The sequence below is a fragment of the Streptomyces sp. JLBT605 genome (assembly GCF_058215555.1).
The window spans coordinates 1,257,097-1,279,011 of record NZ_CM177087.1 but is presented as its reverse complement, the minus strand read 5'-3'; the positions used below and the strand labels follow the sequence as shown (position 1 = coordinate 1,279,011).

18 protein-coding genes and 1 pseudogene are annotated in these 21,915 nt (G+C 72.0%); 5 read left to right on the top strand and 14 right to left on the bottom strand.

Annotated elements, in window-relative coordinates:
• Nucleotides 1-58: 58 nt before the first annotated feature.
• Nucleotides 59-982 (bottom strand): phosphotransferase enzyme family protein, encoded by a 924-nt coding sequence (locus tag AC4BDD_RS05910; protein WP_490691684.1) that lies wholly within the window; start codon nt 980-982, stop codon nt 59-61.
• A 171-nt stretch (nt 983-1,153) separates the two neighbouring features.
• On the opposite strand from AC4BDD_RS05910, the gene AC4BDD_RS05905 reads away from it, so the two are divergent.
• From AC4BDD_RS05905 to mgt, 3 genes and pseudogenes are all read left to right on the top strand, one after another.
• Nucleotides 1,154-2,509, top strand: coding sequence for an MFS transporter (locus tag AC4BDD_RS05905; protein WP_490689903.1), 1,356 nt, complete (start codon nt 1,154-1,156; stop codon nt 2,507-2,509).
• 71 nt (nt 2,510-2,580) lie between these two features.
• Nucleotides 2,581-3,774, top strand: a complete 1,194-nt coding sequence (locus tag AC4BDD_RS05900) for an anhydro-N-acetylmuramic acid kinase (protein WP_490689902.1) — start codon at nt 2,581-2,583, stop codon at nt 3,772-3,774.
• Nucleotides 3,775-3,799: 25 nt separating this feature from the next.
• Nucleotides 3,800-5,045, top strand: a pseudogene (gene mgt, locus AC4BDD_RS05895) (macrolide-inactivating glycosyltransferase).
• 106 nt (nt 5,046-5,151) lie between these two features.
• Here mgt and AC4BDD_RS05890 read toward each other — a convergent pair.
• The gene (locus tag AC4BDD_RS05890) at nt 5,152-7,428 is read right to left on the bottom strand and encodes an MMPL family transporter (RefSeq protein ID WP_490689901.1); all 2,277 of its coding nucleotides are present in this window, start codon (nt 7,426-7,428) and stop codon (nt 5,152-5,154) included.
• Between the two features lie 418 nt (nt 7,429-7,846).
• Between AC4BDD_RS05890 and AC4BDD_RS05885 the strand changes: the two genes are divergently transcribed.
• Both AC4BDD_RS05885 and AC4BDD_RS05880 read left to right on the top strand, forming a co-directional pair.
• Nucleotides 7,847-9,061 (top strand): S8 family peptidase, encoded by a 1,215-nt coding sequence (locus tag AC4BDD_RS05885; protein WP_490689900.1) that lies wholly within the window; start codon nt 7,847-7,849, stop codon nt 9,059-9,061.
• Between the two features lie 147 nt (nt 9,062-9,208).
• Nucleotides 9,209-9,865 (top strand): mycothiol-dependent nitroreductase Rv2466c family protein, encoded by a 657-nt coding sequence (locus AC4BDD_RS05880; RefSeq protein WP_490689899.1) that lies wholly within the window; start codon nt 9,209-9,211, stop codon nt 9,863-9,865.
• Between the two features lie 58 nt (nt 9,866-9,923).
• Here AC4BDD_RS05880 and AC4BDD_RS05875 read toward each other — a convergent pair whose 3' ends face one another.
• The 12 genes from AC4BDD_RS05875 to AC4BDD_RS05820 all read right to left on the bottom strand — a co-directional run bounded on the left by AC4BDD_RS05875 (nt 9,924) and on the right by AC4BDD_RS05820 (nt 21,875).
• The gene (locus AC4BDD_RS05875; RefSeq protein WP_490689898.1) at nt 9,924-10,688 is read right to left on the bottom strand and encodes a sirohydrochlorin chelatase; all 765 of its coding nucleotides are present in this window, start codon (nt 10,686-10,688) and stop codon (nt 9,924-9,926) included.
• 70 nt (nt 10,689-10,758) lie between these two features.
• The gene (locus tag AC4BDD_RS05870) at nt 10,759-11,760 is read right to left on the bottom strand and encodes an ABC transporter permease (protein WP_490689897.1); all 1,002 of its coding nucleotides are present in this window, start codon (nt 11,758-11,760) and stop codon (nt 10,759-10,761) included.
• Nucleotides 11,747-12,562, bottom strand: coding sequence for an ABC transporter ATP-binding protein (locus tag AC4BDD_RS05865; protein ID WP_490689896.1), 816 nt, complete (start codon nt 12,560-12,562; stop codon nt 11,747-11,749). The genes AC4BDD_RS05870 and AC4BDD_RS05865 overlap by 14 nt, the downstream gene beginning before the upstream one ends.
• A 39-nt stretch (nt 12,563-12,601) precedes the next feature.
• Complete coding sequence (locus AC4BDD_RS05860; protein WP_490689895.1) at nt 12,602-13,732, bottom strand: ABC transporter substrate-binding protein; 1,131 nt, start codon at nt 13,730-13,732, stop codon at nt 12,602-12,604.
• 206 nt (nt 13,733-13,938) lie between these two features.
• Complete coding sequence (locus tag AC4BDD_RS05855) at nt 13,939-15,270, bottom strand: sulfate adenylyltransferase subunit 1 (RefSeq protein ID WP_490689894.1); 1,332 nt, start codon at nt 15,268-15,270, stop codon at nt 13,939-13,941.
• Nucleotides 15,271-15,272: 2 nt separating this feature from the next.
• Nucleotides 15,273-16,208, bottom strand: coding sequence for a sulfate adenylyltransferase subunit CysD (cysD, locus tag AC4BDD_RS05850; RefSeq protein WP_490691683.1), 936 nt, complete (start codon nt 16,206-16,208; stop codon nt 15,273-15,275).
• Complete coding sequence (cysC, locus tag AC4BDD_RS05845; protein WP_490689893.1) at nt 16,208-16,786, bottom strand: adenylyl-sulfate kinase; 579 nt, start codon at nt 16,784-16,786, stop codon at nt 16,208-16,210. The genes cysD and cysC overlap by 1 nt, the downstream gene beginning before the upstream one ends.
• A complete protein-coding gene (locus AC4BDD_RS05840) occupies nt 16,783-17,481 on the bottom strand; it encodes a phosphoadenylyl-sulfate reductase (protein ID WP_490689892.1) in 699 nt (232 codons plus the stop codon). Before AC4BDD_RS05840 ends, cysC begins: the two co-directional genes overlap by 4 nt.
• Nucleotides 17,478-17,657 (bottom strand): hypothetical protein, encoded by a 180-nt coding sequence (locus AC4BDD_RS05835; protein WP_490689891.1) that lies wholly within the window; start codon nt 17,655-17,657, stop codon nt 17,478-17,480. Before AC4BDD_RS05835 ends, AC4BDD_RS05840 begins: the two co-directional genes overlap by 4 nt.
• Entirely contained in the window at nt 17,654-19,378 is a 1,725-nt protein-coding gene (locus AC4BDD_RS05830) for a nitrite/sulfite reductase (RefSeq protein ID WP_490689890.1), read from the bottom strand. The genes AC4BDD_RS05835 and AC4BDD_RS05830 overlap by 4 nt, the downstream gene beginning before the upstream one ends.
• Nucleotides 19,379-19,875: 497 nt before the next feature.
• Nucleotides 19,876-20,442, bottom strand: a complete 567-nt coding sequence (locus AC4BDD_RS05825) for a GNAT family N-acetyltransferase (protein WP_490689889.1) — start codon at nt 20,440-20,442, stop codon at nt 19,876-19,878.
• Between the two features lie 182 nt (nt 20,443-20,624).
• Nucleotides 20,625-21,875 (bottom strand): helix-turn-helix domain-containing protein, encoded by a 1,251-nt coding sequence (locus AC4BDD_RS05820; RefSeq protein WP_490689888.1) that lies wholly within the window; start codon nt 21,873-21,875, stop codon nt 20,625-20,627.
• Nucleotides 21,876-21,915: the final 40 nt, after the last annotated feature.

Below are 21,915 nucleotides of genomic sequence, written 5' to 3'. Positions count from 1 at the left end.
CCGGTCGCGGTGGGCGTGTTCTCCCGACCGGTCAGATCGGGCGTGCTCTCCCGACCGGTCAGAAGGCGTGCCAGCGCACCGTGGGATCGCCCTCGCGCAAGGAGGCGATCCGGCGGCGGAATTCGGTCCGCGCGGCCGGGTTGGCGGGCGCGTGCTGGGCGACCCAGGCACAGCCGGCGGTCTCGCGCGCCCCGCGCAGCACCGCACAGCCGTCCCAGTCGCGCACGTCCCAGCCGTACACCGCGACGAAGTCGTCGTACGCGGCCGGGTCCACTCCGTACCGGTCGCGGGCGAGTGCCATCACCACCAGGTCGTGCTCGCGCAGATCCGTGGCGAAGGTCTCCAGGTCGAGGAGGACCGGGCCGTCCGGGCCGATGTGCACATTGCGCGGCAGCGCGTCGCCGTGGATCGTCCCGGTCGGCAGGTGCGGGTGCAGCTCCGCCGCCGCGGCCGCGAAGTCGTCCCGGCGGGCCCGCAGATAGGCCGCGTCGGCCGGGTCGACGGCCTCGCCCGCCAGGCGCAGCCAGCGCTCGACGCCGCCCAGCAGATCGCGCGCGGGCAGCGGGAACGGGCAGTCGGGGAGCGCGTGCACCAGGAGCAGCAGGCCGGCCAGGTCGCGCGGCTCGGCGGGGCGCACCGCGGGGGCCAGCTGCTGCCAGTAGGTCACCAGATGGCCGCCGAAGGGCAGCGGCTGGTCGGCGCTGTAGGGGGCGGGCCGCACCGCGGGCAGGCCCTGGGCGGCGAGCCACTCGGCGATCTTCAGCTCGCGCACCGCCCGGTCCCAGGCCGCCTCATCGGCGCTGCGGCTGATACGGACCACCAGGCCGGGTCGGCCGGGCCGGTCCACGGCGAAGACGGCGTTCTCCCCGAAGGCCAGCAGCCGTGCCCGCACGCCCTCGTCGCGCAGATGCGGCACCGCCGCCGCGAGCACCTTCCAGGCCCGCTCCTCGGTGAACCCGGTCGCCTCGCTTGACCCGGTCACCTCGCTGGACTCGGTGAACGCCCCGTCCGTCACGCCGTGCCTTCCCGCCGTTCGCCTGCCGATCAGCGCCAGTCTCGCATCCTGGGCCCTCGGGTTCGGCGGCGATTCGTCCCTGGACAGGCCGGCCCGGGGCGGGAGTCTGGTGGGGACGAGGGATCGAGAGGAGCAGACATGACCCTGCCCGTCCAGGAGCCGGCCGCGGCGGCAGCCGGAATCCGCGGTCGGCGGCGGGCCCTGGCCGCCGGTTCGATCGGCAACTTCATCGAGTGGTTCGAGTTCGGTGTCTACGGCTACCTGGCGACGGTCATCGCCGCGAACTTCTTCACCCCGGACGGAGGCAGCGAGGCCGAGGGCCTGGTCAAGACGTATGCGTCGTTCGGGCTGGCCTTCTTCTTCCGCCCGCTGGGCGCCGCCTTCTTCGGGCGCCTGGCGGACCGGATCGGCCGCCGCCCGACCCTGATCCTCGTCCTGCTGCTGATGACCGGCGCCACCACCGGGATCGGCCTGTTGCCCACCTACGGGACCGCGGGCGCGGCCGCCCCCTGGCTGCTCACCGCGCTCCGGGTGGTGCAAGGGCTGTCCGCGGGCGGCGAGTTCGGCGGTGCGGTGTCGCTCATGACGGAGTTCGCCCCCGCCGGCCGACGCGGCCTGTACGGGGCGTGGCAGTCCTTCACCGTGGCGCTCGGCCTGCTGGCCGGTGCCGGGGTGGCCGCGGTGCTGGGCACCGTGCTCACCGAGAGCTCCCTCCACCAGTGGGGCTGGCGGATCCCCTTCCTGCTCACCGGCCCGCTCGGCCTGTTCGCGCTCTGGCTGCGGCTCCGGCTGGAGGAGACCCCGGCGTTCGGCCGGACGCTTGGGGACGCCGCCGGGCTGTCGAACGCGGGCACGGGCGCCGGCAGTCCACCGAGTCCACCCGGGCGGCCGGGCCGGTCCGCGGTGGCCCGGGCCATCGCGCTGGGCACCGGGCGGATCATGGGCTGGTCGGCCGCCGGATACACCTTCCTGGTCGTCATGCCCTCGTATCTGCAGAACACCCTCGCGATGTCCTTCACCCAGGCGCTGCTCGCCACCGTCCTGGCCAACCTGGGCTTCGCCTGCGCGATCCTGCCGGCCGGCGCGCTCAGCGACCGGATCGGCCGGCGGGCGGTGATGCTGACCGGGGCGCTGCTGGTGGTCGTGGCGACCTTCCCGCTGATGAACCTGTTGCAGGACCCGGACGCCTCGACGGGCGCCAAGCGGGCCGCGGTGTTCGCCGCCGGCGCGGCGGTCGGCCTGATGGCGGGCCCGGGACCGGCGATGCTCGCGGAGATGTTCCCCACCGCCGTCCGCTGCACCGGCCTGGGGCTGGCGTACGCCCTGTCGAACGCGGTGTTCTCCGGCTCGGCCGGGCTGATCATCACCGAGCTGATCGAACGCACCCACGACGCCGACATCCCCGCCTACTACGCCGTCGCGGCCTGCGGGCTCAGTATCCCGGCGCTGCTCACCCTGCGCGGCGACGACCACCGGCGGCCGCTCGATGACTGAAACCCGATGGCTGAAAGCCGATGAGCGAAACCCGATGAGCGAAACCCGATGAGGGAGGAGGGACCCGCGCGATGCGAGTGATCGGACTGATGTCGGGCACCTCCTGCGACGCGGTCGACGCCGCGGCGGCCGAGCTGACCCTGGCCGGTGACACCCTGGTGATGTCGCCGCTCGGGATGATCGGCGTCGCCTGGCCCGACGGCCTGCGGGCCGAACTGGCCGCCGCGCTGCCCCCGTCGGCCACCACCATGGGCGCGGTGTGCCGGCTCGACACGCTCGTGGGGCGGTCCTTCGCGGCCGTGGCGGAGCGCGCCGACCGGGAGCTGTGCGGCGGCCGCGCGGAACTCTTCGTCTCGCACGGGCAGACCGTCTTCCACTGGTCCGAGAACGGCCAGGTGCACGGGAGCCTGCAGATCGGGCAGCCGGCCTGGATCGCCGAGGCGACCGGCCGCCCCGTCGTCTCCGATCTGCGCGCCCGCGACATCGCCGCCGGCGGACAGGGAGCGCCGCTGGTGAGCGCCTTCGACGTGCTGTGGCTGCGCGGCCGCCCGGGAACCCCGGTGGCGCTCAACCTCGGCGGCATCGCCAATGTCACCGTGGCCCGCTCCGGCGGCGGGCAGCCGCTCGCCTTCGACACCGGCCCCGGCAACACCCTGATCGACGTGGCGGTCCGCGAACTGACGGGCGGCCGGCTTGCCTTCGACGCCGACGGCGTGCTGGCCGCCCGCGGCACCGTCGACCAGCCGCTGCTGCGGCGGTTGCTCGGCGAGCCGTACTACGCACTGCCCGCGCCCAAGACCACCGGCAGGGAACTCTTCCACCTTCCCTACCTCCAGGCGGCGTTGCGTGACCTCCGCTCCGAGCCGGCCGCCGAGGACGTCGTCGCCACCGTCACCCGGCTCACCGCCCGGACGGTCGCGGACGCGGTGCGCAAGGCCGGCGGCACCGAGGTCATCGCCTCCGGCGGGGGTACCCGCAACCCGACGCTGATGGCCATGCTCCGCGAGGAGCTGGCGGTGGGCCGGGTCCCGCTCACCACCTCCGACGCGCTCGGCCTGCCCTCGGCGGCCAAGGAGGCGTACGCCTTCGCGGTCCTCGGCTTCCTGACCGTCCATGGGCTGGGCGGCACCGTGCCGGCCTGTACCGGGGCACGGCGCTCCGCCGTCCTGGGCTCCATCACCCCCGGTCGCGCCGGCCTGCGGCTGCCGCCGGCGGCCGGCGCGACCCCGGCCCGGCTGGAGATCCGCCCCCCGGAAGCGCCCTGAGCGCCGATCTCCCGACGGAGACAGGTTGCACGAGACGTCTCGTCTCGTTTAGGCTCCGGGTCATGACCTCGCCGAAGCGTTCCCACATCGCCATGTTCAGCATCGCCGCGCACGGGCACGTCAACCCGAGCCTGGAGGTGATCCGTGAGCTGGTCGCCCGGGGCCATCGCGTCACCTACGCCATTCCGGAGTCCTTCGCGGAGAAGGTCGCCGCCACCGGCGCGGAGCCGAAGATCTACACCTCCACCCTGCCCACCGACGACGATCCGGAGGCGTGGGGCACCGAACTCATCGACAACATCGAGCCGTTCCTCGCCGACGCCGTCCAGGCGCTCCCGCAGCAGCTGGCGGCGTACCAGGGCGACGAGCCGGACCTGGTGCTGTACGACATCACCGCCTATCCCGCCCCGGTACTCGCCCACCGCTGGCAGGTCCCGGTGATCCAGCTCTCGCCCAACCTGGTCGCCTGGGAGGGATACGAGGAGGAGGTCGCCGAGCCGATGTTCGCCGAGCTCAAGGCGTCCGAGCGGGGGCAGGCGTACTACGCCCGGTTCCGCGCCTGGCTCGCCGAGAACGGTATGCCCGGCACCGACCCCGACCGCTTCCAGGGCCGTCCCGACCGGTGCCTGGTGCTCATCCCCGAGGCACTCCAGCCGCACGCCGACCGCGTCGACAGGTCCCACTACACCTTCGTCGGGGCCTGCCAGGGCGACCGTGCCGACCAGGGCGAGTGGCGGCGCCCGGCCGGGCTGGACGAGGGTACCCGGGTCCTGCTGGTCTCCCTCGGCTCGGCCTGGACCAAGGAGCCCGATTTCTACCGCGCCTGCGTCGCCGCCTTCGGGGACCTGCCGGGCTGGCATGTGGTGCTGCAGATCGGCAAGTACGTCGACCCGGCCGAACTCGGCCCGGTCCCGGCCAACATCGAGGTGCACGACTGGGTGCCGCAGCTGAGCGTCCTGCGGCAGGCCGACGCCTTCATCACCCACGCCGGCGCCGGCGGCAGCCAGGAAGGGCTCGCCTGCGGGGTGCCGATGGTCGCCGTGCCGCAGGCCGTCGACCAGTTCGGCAACGCCGACATGCTCCAGTCGCTCGGGGTGGCCCGGCATCTGCCCAAGGAGGAGGCCACCGCCGAGGCGTTGCGCGCCGCGGTGCTGGAACTGGTGGACGATCCCGCCGTCGCGGAACGCCTGGCCGCCATCCAGACTCGCATGGCGGCCGAGGGCGGCACCAAGCGCGCGGCCGACCTGATCGAGGCCGCCCTGCGCGGGTGACCGCGCCAGGGTCGAACCGGCCGCGGAACGCGAACCGGCCGCGCGACCCGGAGGTCGCGCGGCCGGTTGACCGTTCGGGCCCGGCAGGCCGGGCCGCGACGGGATGTCAGACCCGCACGTGCTGCGGCTCGGGACCGGCCGGGCCGGGCATCCCCGGCGCCGGGGATGCCGGGGCGTGCACCGCGACCGGCTCGTCGTGCGTCAGGTCGGGCAGCCACCGCAGCCAGCGCGGCATGTACCAGTTGCGCTCGCCGAGCAGGGCCATCACCGCCGGCAGCAACACCCCGCGGATGATCGTGGCGTCGATGAGCACCGCGGCCGCCAGCCCCACACCCATCTGCTTCATGCTCTGCATGGAGAGCGTGCCGAAGATCGCGAAGACGGCGACCATGATGACGGCGGCGCTGGTGACCACACCGGCCGTGGTGACCACGCCGTGCACGATCGCGTCCCTGGTGGTGCGACCGGCCATCCGCGCCTCCCGGATCCGGGAGACCACGAAGACGTGGTAGTCCATGCTCAGCCCGAAGAGGATCACGAAGAGGAAGAGCGGCAGCCAGGCGACGACCGCGCCGACCCCCTCCGCGCCCACCAGTCCGGCGCCCCAGCCGTGCTGGAAGACCGCGGTCAGGATGCCGTAGGCGGCGCCCACCGACAGCAGGTTGAGCGCGATGGCGGTGACCGCGATGGTCAGCGACCGGAACGACATCAGCATCAGCAGGAAGGCGAAGACCACCACGAAGAGGAAGACCGGGACCACCGAGGAGCCGATCTTGTCGGTGAAGTCCTTGGAGGAGGCGGTCGAGCCGCCGATCGGGGCCTCGACTCCGTCGACCTTGTCCAGGGTCGCCGGCCGTACCTCGTCCCGCAGGATGTTCAGGCTCTTCTCGCTCTTCGCCTCGTCCGATCCACCGGCCAGCGGCACCTGGATGACGGCGATGTTCTGCCGGGCGTGGACCGTCACCGAGACCGGTCCCTTGGAAGCACCCTGGGAGACCGCCTGCGAGCGGAAGTCCGCGATGGCCTGGCGCACCCGCGGGGCGTCGATGTCGTCGGCCTTGACGATCACCTCGGCCGGGTCGGGGCCGCCGGGGAAGGCCTCGTTCATCCGCTCGTACGCCGCCACGATCGGCATCGAGCTGTTGAACTCCTGGTCCAGGGTGAGGTTGGCGGTGTTCATCCCCACGGCCGGCACGGCGAGCAGGATCAGCGCACCGCCCGCCACGCCGACGGAGAGCTTCGGCCGCCGCAGCACCCGGCCCAGCACCGCGCGCCAGAAACGGCTCTCGCCGCTGCCGCCGTGCCGCCCGCCGCTCCGCTTCAGGCGTGCCAGGAAAGGCACCTTGCCCTTCTCGACCCGGTCGCCGAGGAGCGACAGCAGCGCGGGCAGCACCGTCACCGAGCCGACCACGGCGACCGCGACGACCATCAGGGTGGCCAGACCCATCGCCTTGAAGTCGGCGATACCGGTGAAGAGCATGCCGGCCATGGCGACGATGACGGTGAAGCCGGAGACCAGGATGGCGTGGCCGGAGGTGGCCGCGGCGATCCGCAGCGCGGTCTGCCGGTCCCGGCCCGCGGCGCGCTCCTCGCGCTCCCGCCGCAGGTAGAACAGGCAGTAGTCGACGCCGACGGCCAGACCGACCAGCAGCATCACGGAGTTGGCGGTGTCGCTCATGTGCACCAGGTGGCTGACCAGCGCCACCAGTCCGGTGGTGGCCACGAACGCGGTCATCGCCAGCACCACCGGCAGCAGGGCGGCGACCAGCGCGCCGAAGGCGATCAGCAGGATGCCGAGCGCGACCGGCAGCGCGGAGAACTCGGCCTGCTGGAAGTCGTCGCCGAAGGCGTCGTCGAACGCCTTCTGGCCGCTGGCGTCACCGAACTGCGCGACATGCAGCCCTGGGTGATCACCCTTCACCTTCTCCACCGCGTCGAGCACCGGCTCGATGTGGTCGGTGGCCTTCTCCGGATCGCCGCGCATCTCGAACTGGACCAGCGCCGAACGCCGGTCCTTCGATATCGCCTTGGAGGTGTACGGGGACTTCACCGCGGTGACCTCGCCGGTGCCCTTCACCGCGCTCATCACCGCGTCGACCGTCTCGCGGAAGGCCCGGTCGTCGGCGGTCGGGCCGCCGCGTCCCGCGGTCTGGACGAGCACCGTCTCGCCGGCCGGATCGGTGATGCCCGCCTCGTCCAGGATCTTGGAGACGCGCCCGGACTCGCCGGGTACTTCCTCACCCTCCGACACATCGACCCGCCCCGCCATCCCCCCGATGGCGACGGCGAGTACGACGAACAACACCCAGCCCCCGACCGCGATCCAGCGGTGCCGCGCACTCCAACTGCCGGCGCGGGCGGCGAGCCCGCGCGGTCTGTCCATGCGGCCTGTGTCCGCCACGACGTCCCCTTATTTCCATGCGGTGGCGACCCCGTGCCGCCACGTGGAAAACGCTAGAGGCGCATGACCTGACGGCCCATCGTGCTGGCTGGTGAAGCCGAGGAGGGGCATCTACACCCCAGGGAGGGGGGCTAGCCCTACCTCCCCTGATGCCGGTCCCTTACACGTAAAGGGACATGGGCAGGTTCGACCGGAACAGCGTTCTTTTCCGACTTTCCGTCGTTCAACGGGATATGTATTTACGTAAGGAAGTTGCTTATGTCACACCTGACGGGGAATCTTGAATTAAGACCGGTGGATCAGCGAGGGTTTCGCACAACCCGGAGCCCGATCCCCGGGAAACCAGGGGCTGTTACCGCAGCCCCGATCCCCCCACCCTTCACGAGGAGGAACCCTCGTCATGGCAACTCACAAGCGCGCAGGAAAGCGCAAGATAGCCCTGGCGGTCGCGGCCGCCGCGGCCGTGACCGCCGGAGCCTTCATCGCCCTCCCGGCCGGAGCCTCGACTCCCGCCGAGGGCACCGTCTACGGCACCCAGTCCAAGGACGCCATCGACGGCAGCTACATCGTGCTGCTCAAGGGCGGCAAGAGCATCAAGGCCGCCTCCGAGGGCAAGGACCTGGCCGAGAGTTACGGCGGCAAGGTCAAGCGCAGCTTCGACTCCGCCGTCAACGGCTTCTCCGCCACCGGCCTCAGCGACACCGAGGCCCGGCAGCTCGCGGCCGACCCGGCCGTGGCGAAGGTCGTCCAGAACCACAAGTTCACCATCGACGCCACCCAGGACAACCCGCCGTCGTGGGGCCTGGACCGGGTCGACCAGGAGGACACCGAGGGCGACGGCAAGTACACCTACCCCGACAGCGCGGGCGAGGGCGTCACCGCGTACGTCATCGACACCGGTGTGCGGATCACGCACAAAGACTTCGAGGGCCGCGCCACCTCCGGGTTCGACGCCATCGACAACGATGACAACGCCGACGACGGCAACGGCCACGGCACCCACGTCGCCGGGACCATCGCCGGTGCCCAGCACGGCATCGCCAAGAAGGCCAAGGTCGTCGCGGTCCGCGTGCTGGACGACCAGGGCTCCGGCACCACCGAGCAGGTCGTCGCGGGCATCGACTGGGTCACCCAGAACCACCAGGGTCCGTCCGTGGCCAACATGAGCCTGGGCGGCGGCGCCGACGAGGCGCTGGACACGGCCGTGCAGAAGGCGATCCAGTCCGGGGTCACCTTCGCCGTCGCGGCGGGCAACGAGTCCACCGACGCCGGCCAGGGCTCCCCGGCCCGGGTCAAGGAGGCGATCACCGTCGCCTCCTCCACCAAGGAGGACGAGCAGTCGGACTTCTCCAACTACGGTGAGGTCGTCGACCTCTACGCTCCCGGCTCGGACATCACCTCCGACTGGAACGAGAGCGACGACGCGACCAACACCATCTCGGGCACCTCGATGGCCACCCCGCATGTGACCGGTGCGGCCGCCGTCTACCTCGGCAACCACCAGGACGCCACGCCGGACCAGGTGGCGACCGCGCTGACCGAGGGGGCCACCCCGGACAAGATCTCGAACCCGAGCGAGGGCACGCCGAACAAGCTGCTCAAGATCGTCGAGTAGTTCCGCCAGGCCCGGCAGCGGACCGGCCGTCGCTCCCCACCCCCACGGGGCGCGGCGGCCGGTCCGCGCCGTTGTGAGAAATGGCCCAGTGATCTGATGGGCCATTGGCCCTGATGGCCAGGCCAATGACTGGCTACGCTCGACGTCATGAGCACAGCAGACGCCACCGTCATCACCGCCACCACCTCTGAGGTTCCCGTCCCCAAGGTCGACTTCTACTTCGACCCCATCTGCCCCTTCGCCTGGATCACCTCCCGATGGATCCTGGAGGTCGCCCGGCAGCGCCAACTCGACCTGCGGTTCCGGGTGATGAGCCTGTCGGTGCTCAACGAGGGGCGGGAAGACCTGCCGCAGCGCTACCGGGACCTGCTGGACAGCGGCTGGGGCCCGGTCCGGGTGTGCGTCGCGGCCGCTCAGCACCACGGCGAGGAGGTGCTCGGCGACCTCTACACCGCGATCGGCACCCGCATCCACCGAGAGGGCGGCGGGCAGGACACCGAACTCGCCGTCAAGGAAGCCCTGGTGGAGGTCGGCCTGCCCGCCTCGCTCGCTGACGCCGCCGCCGGCACCGAGTACGACACCGCGCTGCGCGCCAGCCACCGGGCGGGCATGGAGCCGGTCGGCGAGGAGGTCGGCACCCCCACCCTCCACATCGACGGTGTCGCCTTCTTCGGGCCCGTGCTCACCGCCGTACCGCGCGGCGAGGACGCCCTGCGCATCTTCGAGGGCGTGCGACTGCTCGCCGGCTACCCGAAGTTCTTCGAGCTCAAGCGCACCCGGACCGGCGAACTCGACTTCAGCTGACCGACCGTCGGCGCCGAGCCCGGGTGAGATGCCCGAGCGGCGCCGCGGTGGCGGGCGGTCAGGCCGTCAGCGCGGCGCGCACCGGCACGGTGGCCTCATCGAAGCGGCGCACCAGCAGCCGGGCCAGCTCGGGGGCGGCGCCCAGCACCGGGGCGAGCACGTCCGCGCCGGCCGCCACGGCGCCCTCGGCGATCCGGTCCGGCAGCCGCCCGGGCGCGATGACATACGGCGCCACCGCCACCCGGGCGCACCCCTCGGCCCGCAGCGCCCGGACCGCGTCCTCGGTCCGGGCGGGGCCCGCGGCGGTAACAGCGGAGGCGAACGCAGGCCGCACGGCGCACCAACCGGTGTGCCGCCACTCCCGCGCGATTTCTGCGATCACTGCGATCGCCTCCGGGTCGGTGGAGCCCGCCGAGGCCAGTACGACCCCGGTCGAGCCACGGTCGCCGGGGCGCACCCCGGCTTCGGAAAGCCGCCGCTCCAGGGCGGCGGTCAGCAGCGGCGACGGGCCCAGGGTCGCCGCCTGGCGGATCGGGAGCCGCGGATGCCGCGCCCTGGCCTCCCGCAGCACCGCCGGAATGTCGGCCTTGGCGTGGAAGGCGCGGGTCAGCAGCAACGGCAGGGCCACCACCTCCGGGGCCCCTTCGGCGGCCAGTCGCGACAGCACCTGGGGCACACTCGGCGCGTTGAAGTCCAAGAACGCCGTCTCCACGCGCAGCCCGGGCCGCAGCGACCGCACCCGCTCGGTGAGCGCGGTGACGGTCGCCGCGTGCCGCGGATCGCGGCTGCCGTGGGCGACGACGAGCAGGGCGGGTGCGTTCATCGGTGACGTACCTTCAACGGCCTTCCGGGTGAGCGGGACTCCGCGGTCGTGCGGGGGACTGGGGCAGGTCTCAGCGGGCGCCTGCCAGCAGGCCGCGGCTGCGCAGCACCCGCCGCTCGATGGGGGCGAACACCAGCAGTTCGATGGCGATGCCGACGAACAGGATGAGGATGATGCCGAGCAGCACCCCCGCCATGGAGGAGTTGTTCCGCTGGTTCTCCAGGTACTGGCCGAGCCCCAGACCCAGGTCCGGGGACTTGGCGATGATCTCCGCGGCCATCAGCGACCGCCAGGAGAACGCCCAGCCCTGCTTCAGACCCGCGACGTAGCCGGGGAGCGCGGCCGGCAGCAGCACATGCCGGGCGCTGGTCAGACCGCGCGCCCCCAGGGTGCGGCCCGCCCGCAGGAACAGCGGCGGCACCTGGTCGATGCCGGAGACCAGCCCGTTGGTGATGGAGGGCACCGCGCCGAGCAGGATGACCGCGTACATCATCCGGTCGTTGAGGCCGAGCCAGATCACCGCGGGCGCCACCCAGGCCACCGACGGCAGCGACTGGAGGCCGGACAGGATCGGCCCGATCGCGGCCCGGAGGAACTTCAGCCGGGCGACGACCAGCCCCAGCGGAGTCGCGATCGCCAGCGCGATCAGGAAGCCGAACAGGCCGCGCGAGACGCTGGTCCAGATGATGTCCAGCAACTCGCCCCGCAGCCACAGCAGGCGCAGCTCCTCCCAGACCAGCTTGGGGTCGGGCAGCTTGTAGTCCTCGGTGACCTCGGCGAGGACCAGCAGCTTCCACACGCCCAGCACCAGGGCGACGGCCACGATGGGCGGCAGCACCTTCTGGACCAGGACCTCGGTCACCGGTGTGCGGCGGATCTGGACCGCGTCCAGGGCGTCCAGACCGGCCTCCAGGCCCGCCAGGTCCCCTCCGCCGGCCCCGTCCGCGCCCTTGTCGAGGCGCTTGTCCACTTCCCCGTCGCCCGCCGCGTCGAGGGGCCTGTCGGTGATCTTGTCGACCGTCTCGGTCGCGCTCTCCCGCGACGACGAGCCGGTGGTCTCAGTGCTGGCCATGTCGGCGGATCTCCCCCCGCAGTTCTTCGGTGATCTCGATGGACAGGTCCGCGACCGCCGCGTCCTCGATCCGGCGCGGCTGCGGGATGTCCACCGCCCACTCACGGACCACCCGCCCGGGACGGGAGGACAGCAGCACCACCCGCTGGGCGAGCCGCACCGCCTCGCGGACGTTGTGCGTGACGAACACGATGGACACGCCCGTCTCACTCCAGATCCGGGTGAGCTCACCGTGCAGCACATCGCGGGTGATGGCGTCCAGCGCCGCGAACGGCTCGTCCATCAGCAGCACGTCCGAGGCCTGGGCGAGCGCCCGGGCGAGCGCCACCCGCTGCCGCATACCGCCGGACAGCTCGTGCACCCGCTTGCCGTACGCGCCGCCCAGCCGGACCAGCTCCAGCAGCCGCTCCGCCTCCGGGCGGCGCTCGGCGCGCGGCACCTTGCGCAGCCGCAGCGCCAGTTCGACGTTCTTGCCCGCCGTCAGCCACGGGAAGAGCGCGTGCTCCTGGAACATCAGGGCCGGGCGGCCGCCGGGGACCTCGATCTCCCCGGCGGTCGGCCGGTCCAGCCCCGCGATCAGGTTGAGCAGCGTCGACTTGCCGCAGCCGGACGCTCCCAGGAGGCAGACGAACTCGCCCGGCCGGACGTCGAGATTGATGTCCTCCAGCACCGACTGCGCGGCGGAACCGGGCCGGCCGAACGCCTTGTGGACATGGCCGATCCGCACGGCCGGTATGGAGGACGCGGCGCTCTCGCCGGCGGCCTTCGCCTCGGTCTTCTCGGTGGTCAGTGCCGGGGACATCCCGTCACCTCCTGATGATTGCGTGGGCGGTCGGAGGGTCTACTGCCGGCCGAGGTCGGCCGCGGAAACCGTCGGCCTGCCCGCGGCCTTGAGGACCTTGTTCAGCAGCCTGAGATCGTAGATGCCGCCCAGGTCGGGCTCCTCCAGCAGGCCCGCCTTCACCGCGTGGTCCGCCTCGGTCTCCAAGGTGGCGGCCAGCGGGTCGTCGGTGACCTCGATGCCCTTCCACGCCGGATCGATCACCTCGGCCGGCAGCGGCTTGCCGGTCTCCCTCGCCAGCGCGGCGTTGGCGTCCGCCTTCGCCTCGGCCGGGTTGTCCTTGATCCACTGATTGGTCTTCACCGAGCCGCGCAGCACGGCCTCGACGACGTCCGGGTGCTCTTCCAGGAAGGACTGCTTGACGATCACATTGGTGATCACGAACTTCTTCTCCGGCCACAGGGTGCTCTCGTCCAGCAGCACCTTGCCGCCCTCGGCGACCAGCTTGGAGGCGGTCGGCTCCGGCACCCAGGCACCGTCGATGGAGCCGGACTTGTACGCGTCCGGGGTCACCTTGTTGTCGGTGCGGACCACCGAGACATCGCCCTTGCCGCTCTGGGCGTCGACATCCCAGCCCCGCTCGGCGATCCAGTTGAGGAACGCCACGTCCTGGGTGTTGCCCAGCTGCGGAGTGGCGATCTTCTTGCCCTTGACGTCGTCCAGCGTCTCGATCTTCTCCGGGTTGACGACGAGCTTCACGCCGCCGGAGGCCGAGCCGGAGATGATGCGCAGGTTCTTGCCGTGCGACTTGACGTAGCCGTTGATCGACGGGGACGGGCCGATCCAGCCGATGTCGATGGAGCCGGCGTTGAGCGCCTCGATCTCGGAGGGGCCCGCGTTGAAGGTGTACGGCTTGATCGCGGTGCCGCCCAGCTCCTTCTGGATCAGGCCGTCCGGCTGGAGGCCGACCAGCGCGGTGGCGTGGGTGAGGTTGGCGAAGTAGCCGATCTTCACCTCGTCGAGGCCGTCGACCTTCTTGCCGCTGACCGTGGGCCGGGAGTCCTTGTCGTCCTTCTGGGAGCCGTAGCCGCAGGCGCCGAGGGCGCCGATCAGCACAGGGAGGGCGGCGGCGGCCGCGATGAGACGCCGGTGGCGGGAGAGCCGGGCGGGAGCGGAGTGGTCGGCAGACACGGGAGGTGTTCCTCTCGGAAGAGCCGGGGCTTCTGTCAGGGGACGCCCGGCGGCTGGGTGGGTCGGAATCGGTGCGGTGCGGGAGCTGGGGGCAGGGCCCTCAGCACGCACATCGCCCGACTCCGCCCTGGCCGCTGCCGAGGGCTCCGCTGCCGACCCGGCCGCCCTCCTTGGCGAACGTGGCGTAGTAGTCGGTGGAGTTCATGTCAGAAGTCCCACCCGTCGTCCTCGGTCTGCTCCTTGACCGGCTCCGGAGAGGCGAACGACTCGCCGACCATACCGGCGGTGAGCGTGGTGCCGTCGTTCGGGTCGATCAAGATGAACGAGCCGGTGCGCCGCGAGTCGGCGTAGGAGTCGACCGGCAGCGGCTCGGCGGTACGGATCTTCACCCGGCCGATGTCGTTGGCGACGAGCTGCCCCGGGTGCGGATGGAGGGACAGGTCGTCCAGCGTCAGCCGGGACGGGATGTCCTTCACGACCGCCTTGACCGTGCGGGTGCCGTGCTTGAGCAGTACCCGGTGGCCGACGGTGAGCGGGGCGTCGGCGACATGGCAGACCGTCGCCTCGATGTCCTGCGTGGTCGCCGGGGCGTCCTGGGTGGGCACGATCAGATCGCCGCGCGAGATGTCGATGTCGTCCTCCAGCAGGACGGTCACCGACTGGGTGGTCCAGGCGACGTCGACCGGCTTGCCCAGCAGGTCGATGCCGGAGATCTTCGAGGTGCGGCCGGAGGGCAGCACCGTGACCCGCTCGCCGACGCGGAAGGAACCGGCGGCGATCTGGCCGGCGTAGCCGCGGTAGTCCGGGTGCTCGGCGGTCTGCGGCCGGATCACGTACTGCACCGGCAGCCGCGCGTGGCAGTGGCTCAGGTCGTGGCTGACCGGGACCGTCTCCAGGTGCTCCAGGACGGTCGGGCCGCCGTACCAGTCCATGGTGGCGGACGGTTCCACGACGTTGTCCCCGGCGAGCGCCGAGATCGGGATCGCGGTCACCTCCGGGACGCCCAGCTCGGTCGCGTACGCGGTGAACTCCTCGGCGATCGCGGCGAACACCGACTCCCGGTAGTCGACCAGGTCCATCTTGTTCACGGCGAGGACGACGTGCGGGACGCGCAGCAGGGCGGCGATGGCGGCGTGCCGGCGGGTCTGCTCGACGACACCGTTGCGGGCGTCGACCAGGATCACGGTGAGCTCGGCGGTGGAGGCGCCGGTGACCATGTTCCGGGTGTACTGCACGTGGCCCGGGGTGTCGGCCAGGATGAACCGGCGGCGCGGGGTCGCGAAGTAGCGGTAGGCGACGTCGATGGTGATGCCCTGCTCGCGCTCGGCGCGCAGGCCGTCGGTGAGCAGCGCCAGGTCGGGGGTGTCCTGGCCGCGGTTGCGGGAGGCGTGCTCGACGGCCTCCAGCTGGTCGGCGAGCACCGACTTGGAGTCGTGCAGCAGCCGGCCGACGAGGGTGGACTTGCCGTCGTCGACCGAGCCCGCGGTGGCGAACCGCAGCAGGGTGGTGGCGACGAGCTCCTCGGTGGTGGTCGTCATGGCTAGAAGTACCCCTCGCGCTTGCGGTCTTCCATCGCGGCCTCGGAGAGCTTGTCGTCGGCGCGGGTGGCGCCGCGCTCCGTCAGACGCGACGCGGCGATCTCGGCGATGACCTGATCCAGCGTCACCGCGTCGGAGTCGACGGCACCGGTGCAGGACATGTCGCCGACCGTGCGGTAGCGGATGAGCCGCTTCTCGACCGTCTCGCCGTCCTTCGGCCCGCCCCACTCGCCGGCGGTCAGCCACATGCCGCCGCGCCGGAACACCTCGCGCTCGTGCGCGAAGTAGATCTCCGGCAGCTCGATGGACTCGCGGGCGATGTACTGCCACACGTCCAGCTCGGTCCAGTTGGACAGCGGGAACACCCGCACGTGCTCGCCGGGGGCGTGCCGGCCGTTGTACAGGTTCCACAGCTCGGGCCGCTGCCGGCGCGGGTCCCACTGCGAGAACTCGTCCCGCAGCGAGAACACCCGCTCCTTCGCCCGCGCCTTCTCCTCGTCCCGGCGCCCGCCGCCGAAGACCGCGTCGAACCTCTCGGACTGGATCTTCTCGGTCAGCGGCAGCGTCTGCAGCGGGTTACGGGTCCCGTCGGGGCGTTCGCGCAGCACACCCCGGTCGATGTAGTCCTGCACGGACGCGACATGCAGCCGCAGGCCGTGCTCGGCCACCGCGCGGTCGCGGTAGTCGATGACCTCGGGGAAGTTGTGCCCGGTGTCGACGTGCAGCAGCGAGAAGGGCACCGGCGCGGGCGTGAAGGCCTTCAGCGCCAGATGCAGCATGACGATGGAGTCCTTGCCGCCGGAGAAGAGGATCACCGGCCGCTCGAACTCGCCCGCCACCTCGCGGAAGATGTGCACCGCCTCGGACTCCAGGGCGTCCAGGTGCGAGAGCGCGTAGGGGTTGTCGGTGCCCTCCGGCACCGCCGCGACGGTCGTCATCATGCCAGTCCCCTCTCGGTGAGCAGCGCGTGGACCGCGGCCGCGGACTCACTCACGGTCTGGTGCTGCGACTCGACGCGCAGGTCGGGCGTCTCGGGCGCCTCGTACGGGTCGTCGACGCCGGTCAGCCCGGTCAGCTCGCCCGCGGCCTGCTTGGCGTACAGCCCCTTCACATCGCGGACCGAGCACACCTCGACCGGAGTCGCCACATGCACCTCCAGGTACGGCGCCCCGCTCTCCTGGTGGCGCTCGCGCACCGCCTCGCGGCTGTCCTGGTACGGCGCGATCACCGGGACGAGCACCTTGACGCCGTTGCGGGCGAGCAGTTCGGCGAGGAAGCCGATGCGCCGCACGTTGGTGTGCCGGTCCTCGCGGCTGAAGCCGAGGCCCGCGGAGATGAACTCGCGGATCTCGTCGCCGTCGAGCACCTCGACGCGGTGGCCCTCCTCGCGCAGCCGGCCGGCCAGCTCGTAGGCGATGGTGGTCTTGCCGGCGCTCGGCAGACCCGTGAGCCAGACGGTGGCTCCGCTCGTCACGTGGTTCTCCTGGGTCGCGATGGTCGCTGTGGTCGTCGTCATGTGTGCAGCCCGCACTCGGTCTTGCTGCGCCCCGCCCAGCGGCCGGCGCGGGCGTCCTCGCCCTGGAGCACCCGGCGGGTGCAGGGGGCGCAGCCGACGGAGGTGTAACCGTCCATCAGCAGCGGGTTGGTGAGCACGCCGTGCTCGGCGACGTAAGCGTCCACGTCGTCCTGGGTCCAGCGGGCGATGGGGGAGATCTTCACCTTCCGCCGCCGGTCGTCCCAGCCGACCACCGGGGTGTCCGCGCGGGTCGCGGACTCGTCCCGGCGCAGGCCGGTCGCCCAGGCGTCGTACCCGGCCAGACCCGTTTGAAGGGGCTGGACCTTGCGCAGGGCGCAGCACAGGTCCGGGTCGCGGTCGTGCAGCCGGGGCCCCAACTCGGCGTCCTGCTCGGCAACGGTGCGAGCCGGCGTCAGCGTGATGACGTTGACGTCCATCACGGCGGCGACCGCGTCCCGGGTGCCGATGGTCTCGGGGAAGTGGTAGCCGGTGTCGAGGAAGATCACGTCCACGCCGGGGGCGACCCGGGAGGCCAGGTGCGTCACGACCGCGTCCTCCATGGAGGAGGTCACGCAGAACCGCGGGCCGAAGGTGTCGACCGCCCACTTCAGGATGGACAGCGCGGGGGCGTCCTCCAGCTCGCGCCCGGCCCGCTCGGCAAGCGCCTTGAGATCGTCGGTCCGCATCGTGGTCATATCGCGTCGCCTCCACCGTCGTTGCGCCGAAGTCCACGGGACAGCAGTCCGAGGAACTTCAACTGGAAGGCGCGGTTGCACCCCGCGCATTCCCAGGCACCGTGGCCCTGCTCGCTCGGGCGCAGGTCCTCGTCACCGCAGTACGGGCAGTAGAAGGGAGCGGCTCGCTCACTCATGAGAGGGCCTCTTCGTCGGCTCGGGCCGCCCAGGCGGCGAAGCGCTCGCCGTCCGCGCGCTCGGCATGGAAGCGCCTGAGAACACGCTCGACGTAGTCCGGCAGTCCGGCGGCGGTGACCTTCAGGCCCCGCACCTTGCGGCCGAACCCGGCCTCCAGGCCCAGGGCGCCGCCCAGGTGCACCTGGTAGCCCTCGACCTGGTTGCCGTCCTCGTCCAGCACCAGCTGGCCCTTGAGACCGATGTCCGCGACCTGGATACGGGCACAGGCGTTGGGGCAGCCGTTGATGTTGATGGTGATCGGCTCGTCGAAGTCGGGCAGCCTGCGCTCGAGTTCGTCGATGAGCGAGGAGCCGCGCGCCTTGGTCTCGACGATCGCCAGCTTGCAGAACTCGATGCCGGTGCAGGCCATGGTGCCGCGCCGGAACGGCGAGGGGTTGACCCGCAGATCCAGTGCCTCCAGACCGGCGACCAGCGACTCGACCCGGTCCTCGGCCACATCGAGCACGATCATCTTCTGCTCGGCGGTGGTGCGCAGCCGGCCGGAGCCGTGGTCCGCCGCCAGCTCGGCGATCTTGGTGAGGGTCGCGCCGTCCACCCGGCCCACCCGGGGGGCGAACCCGACGTAGAAGCGGCCGTCCCGCTGCCGGTGCACCCCGACGTGGTCCCGCCACTGCTGGACCGGCCGGGCGGGGGCGGGGCCGTCGGCCAGCTTCCCCTTCAGGTACTCGTCCTCCAGCACCTGCCGGAACTTCGCCGCGCCCCACTCCGCGACCAGGAACTTCAGCCGGGCGCGGTTGCGCAGCCGCCGGTAGCCGTAGTCGCGGAAGACGGAGATGACGCCCTCGTAGACGTCCGGCACCTGCTCCAGCGGGACCCAGGCGCCCAGCCGGACACCGATCCTGGGGTTGGTGGACAGTCCGCCGCCGACCCACACGTCGAAGCCCGGGCCCAGCTCGGGGTGGACGACGCCGACGAACGAGACGTCGTTGATCTCGTGCGCCACGTCCAGCAGCGGTGAGCCGGACACCGCGGACTTGAACTTGCGGGGCAGGTTGGAGAAGGCCGGGTTGCCCACGATCCGGCGGTGGATCTCGTCGATGGCGGGCGTGCCGTCGACGATCTCGTCCTCGGCGATGCCGGCGACCGGGGAGCCGAGGATGACGCGCGGGGTGTCGCCGCACGCCTCGGTGGTGGAGAGTCCGACGGCCTCCAGCCGCCGCCAGATCTCCGGCACGTCCTCGATCCGGATCCAGTGGTACTGGATGTTCTGCCGGTCGGTGATGTCGGCGGTGCCGCGCGCGAACTCCTCGGAGATCTCGCCGATCACCCGCAGCTGCTCGGTCGTCAGCCGGCCGCCGTCGATCCGGACCCGGAGCATGAAGTACTCGTCGTCCAGCTCCTCCGGCTCCAGGATCGCGGTCTTGCCGCCGTCGATGCCGGGCTTGCGCTGGGTGTACAGGCCCCACCAGCGCATGCGTCCGCGCAGGTCGGCGCCGTCGATCGCGTCGAAACCGCGGTGCGCGTAGACCGTCTCAATGCGTGTCCGCACATTGAGACCGTCGTCGTCCTTCTTGAACTGCTCATTGGCGTTGAGCGGGGTGAAGTGCCCCGCGGCCCACTGTCCTTCGCCGCGGTGGCGCCCGGTCTTGCGGCGGGGCGCGCCCGTGGTGGTGGGGGCGCCCCCGGTAGACGGCTGGGGGTGTTCCGGGGTGGCGGGCATGGCGGTGTGTCCTTCGGGGTGCAGCGCTTCGGGAGGCAGGTCAGACTGTCTCCACCCCCGTGACCTGCGGAAGTGGGACGCCTCCGGGAGCAGGGTCCGGGAAGCGGCCGAGCAGGGCGCAGCGGCGGGTGTCGGGAGATAAAGGGGGGAGTGAGAGGGTGCTCGCTCGTCCACGTCGGCGGGGACGGCGGAATCGTTACAGCGGCGCTGCCAGGGCCAAGGCCCGGTGGGGGAGCGTCAGCCCGCCGGACAGATGGCGCTGGACATGCGGCCGAGGTCGACGTGGCGCCGACTCACCAAGTCAATTCCAGCTCGGGACATGACCGAAGCGTGGCATGGCCGTCTCGGGGGAGTCCACCGCCATCCAAGATGTGGACAACTTCGTCTCGTGCAGCGAGATAGTGTGGCGCCGGTCACATACGGCGGGACCCGGTGCCGCCCCACCGGATCGCGTGCCACCGGGTCCGCCGGATGCTGTCCCGCCGCGCGCGGCGGCCTCAGCTCGCCGGCCGCTCCTTGAGGTTCTCCGGCATCGGCTCGGTCGTGGTGTCGTACAACCGGAAGCCCCGCCGCTCGTAGTTGGCCATCGCGGCCGGACCATCCAGGCTGCAGGTGTGCACCCACACCCGCCGGGTCGGCTTCCGGTCCGGCAGGCGCTCCGCGATGTCCCAGGCGCGCGCTGTTCCGAAGGCCAGCAGATGCCCGCCGATGCCGCGGCCGCGGAAGGCGGGCAGCAGTCCGAAGTAGGCGATCTCGACCACCCCGTCGTCCTGCGCCGTCAGCTCGATGAACCCGGCCGGGGTGCCCCGCTCGTACGCCACCCAGGTCTCCACCCCGGGCTGGTGCACCAGTTCCCGCCACTGCTCCTCCGACCAGACCAGCCGGTCGTGCCAGCGCACGTCCGCCCCCACCGTCGCGTACAGGAACCGGCTGAACTCGGGGCTGGGCACCTCGGACCGGACGATCCGCACCTGCGCCGAGGCGGGCGGCTCCACCGCCGGACGGAGATCCTCCGGGGCGGTCTGTTCCAGGTACCAGGTGGTCAAGGTCTCTTCGCTGTCCATGACACTCAGCAAACCACGCACCGTGCGCCGCCGACCGGACACGGCCACCCACCCGGACGAGGCACGCTCACCCGGGGCCGGTCCCAGGCGTGCCCGCCCCCAGGCGCGGCCGCTCTCAGGCGGTGCTGCTCTCCGGCGGCGCCGACCTCACGCGTGAGAGCGGCCCGCACGCGTGGCCGCTTTCAGGCGTGGCGCGCCGCCAGCACCGCGGGCGCCGTCGAGACCGGCAGCAGATCCCCGGACCGCGACGGCCGCACCACCTCCACCAGCACCCCGTCCGCGAAGCGGTACGGCCGATGGGCCAGCACCCCGCCCAAGGTGCGCCGCAACCGGGACATCTCCGCCCGCACCGTGACCGAACGCCCCGGATCGCCGAAGAGATCGTCCGCCAGCTGCGCCGCGCTGCGCCCCTCCCGGTGCAGCGCGAGCACCAGCAGCAGCTCGGTGTGGCGCGGGCTCAGCTCCTGCGACCAGCTGCCGGCCGGCCCGGAGACCGTCACACTCCAGGACCGCGCCCCGCTCACATCGAGCACCACCCGGCCCGGCACCACGCCCGACTCCCCAGGGCCCACCCGCACCAGCCAGCCGCCCGGCAGCGGCTCCAGGGTGCAGCAGCCCAGGGACGGCAGCCACACCGGCCCGGCCTGCGGCGTCCTGGGCAGCGCCACCCGGTCCGGGGCCGCCATGCCGGTCACCGCCGCGGGCCAGCCGGCCCGGTCCACCGCCAGCGCCGCACCCCCCAGCCTGGCCAGGACCGGCGCCGCCACCGCGCGCAGCCGCTCCACGGACGACCAGTGCCGGGCCCGCAGCTCGCCCTCGGCGACCTGTGCCACGGCCGACACCAGGGCGAGGGTGGCGGGATGCGCCCCGTTCGCCGGACCGGTCACGTTCACCACACCCAGCAGCCGGCCGTCCCGCGGGTCGTGCAGCGGGGCCGCCGCGCACACCAGGCCGCGCAGCGTCCGGAGATAGTGCTCCTCGGCGTGCACCTGCACCGGGCGGCGGGCCACCAGCGCGGTCCCGATCCCATTGGTGCCGACCGTCTCCTCACCCCAGTAGGCACCCTCGAACAGGTCCAGCCGCTCCGCCCTGCGCCGCACCGCCCGGCTGCCGTCCTGCCACAGCACCCAGCCACGGGCGTCGGTGACGACCATGACGTGCCGCTCGTCCTCGGTGATCGCCCGCAGCCCCTCACGCAGCCCGGGCAGCAGTTCGCCCAGCGACGTGCCGAGCCGCCGGCCCGCGAGCTGATCCGCGGAGAGCGGCTGATGCGCCGGACGCCCGGCGTCGGGGTCGACTCCGTTCCGCAGCGACCGCAGCCACGACTCGGCGATCACCGGCCGCGCGTCCGGGCCGGCCGGTATGACCCGGTCCCTCGATCTTGGGTTCACGGTCACATGGTGCCGGTGTCCGGGCGACGTGTGCCCGGCCATCGGTGAGATCGGTTGCAACGCGACGCAACGTTTGCGGCAC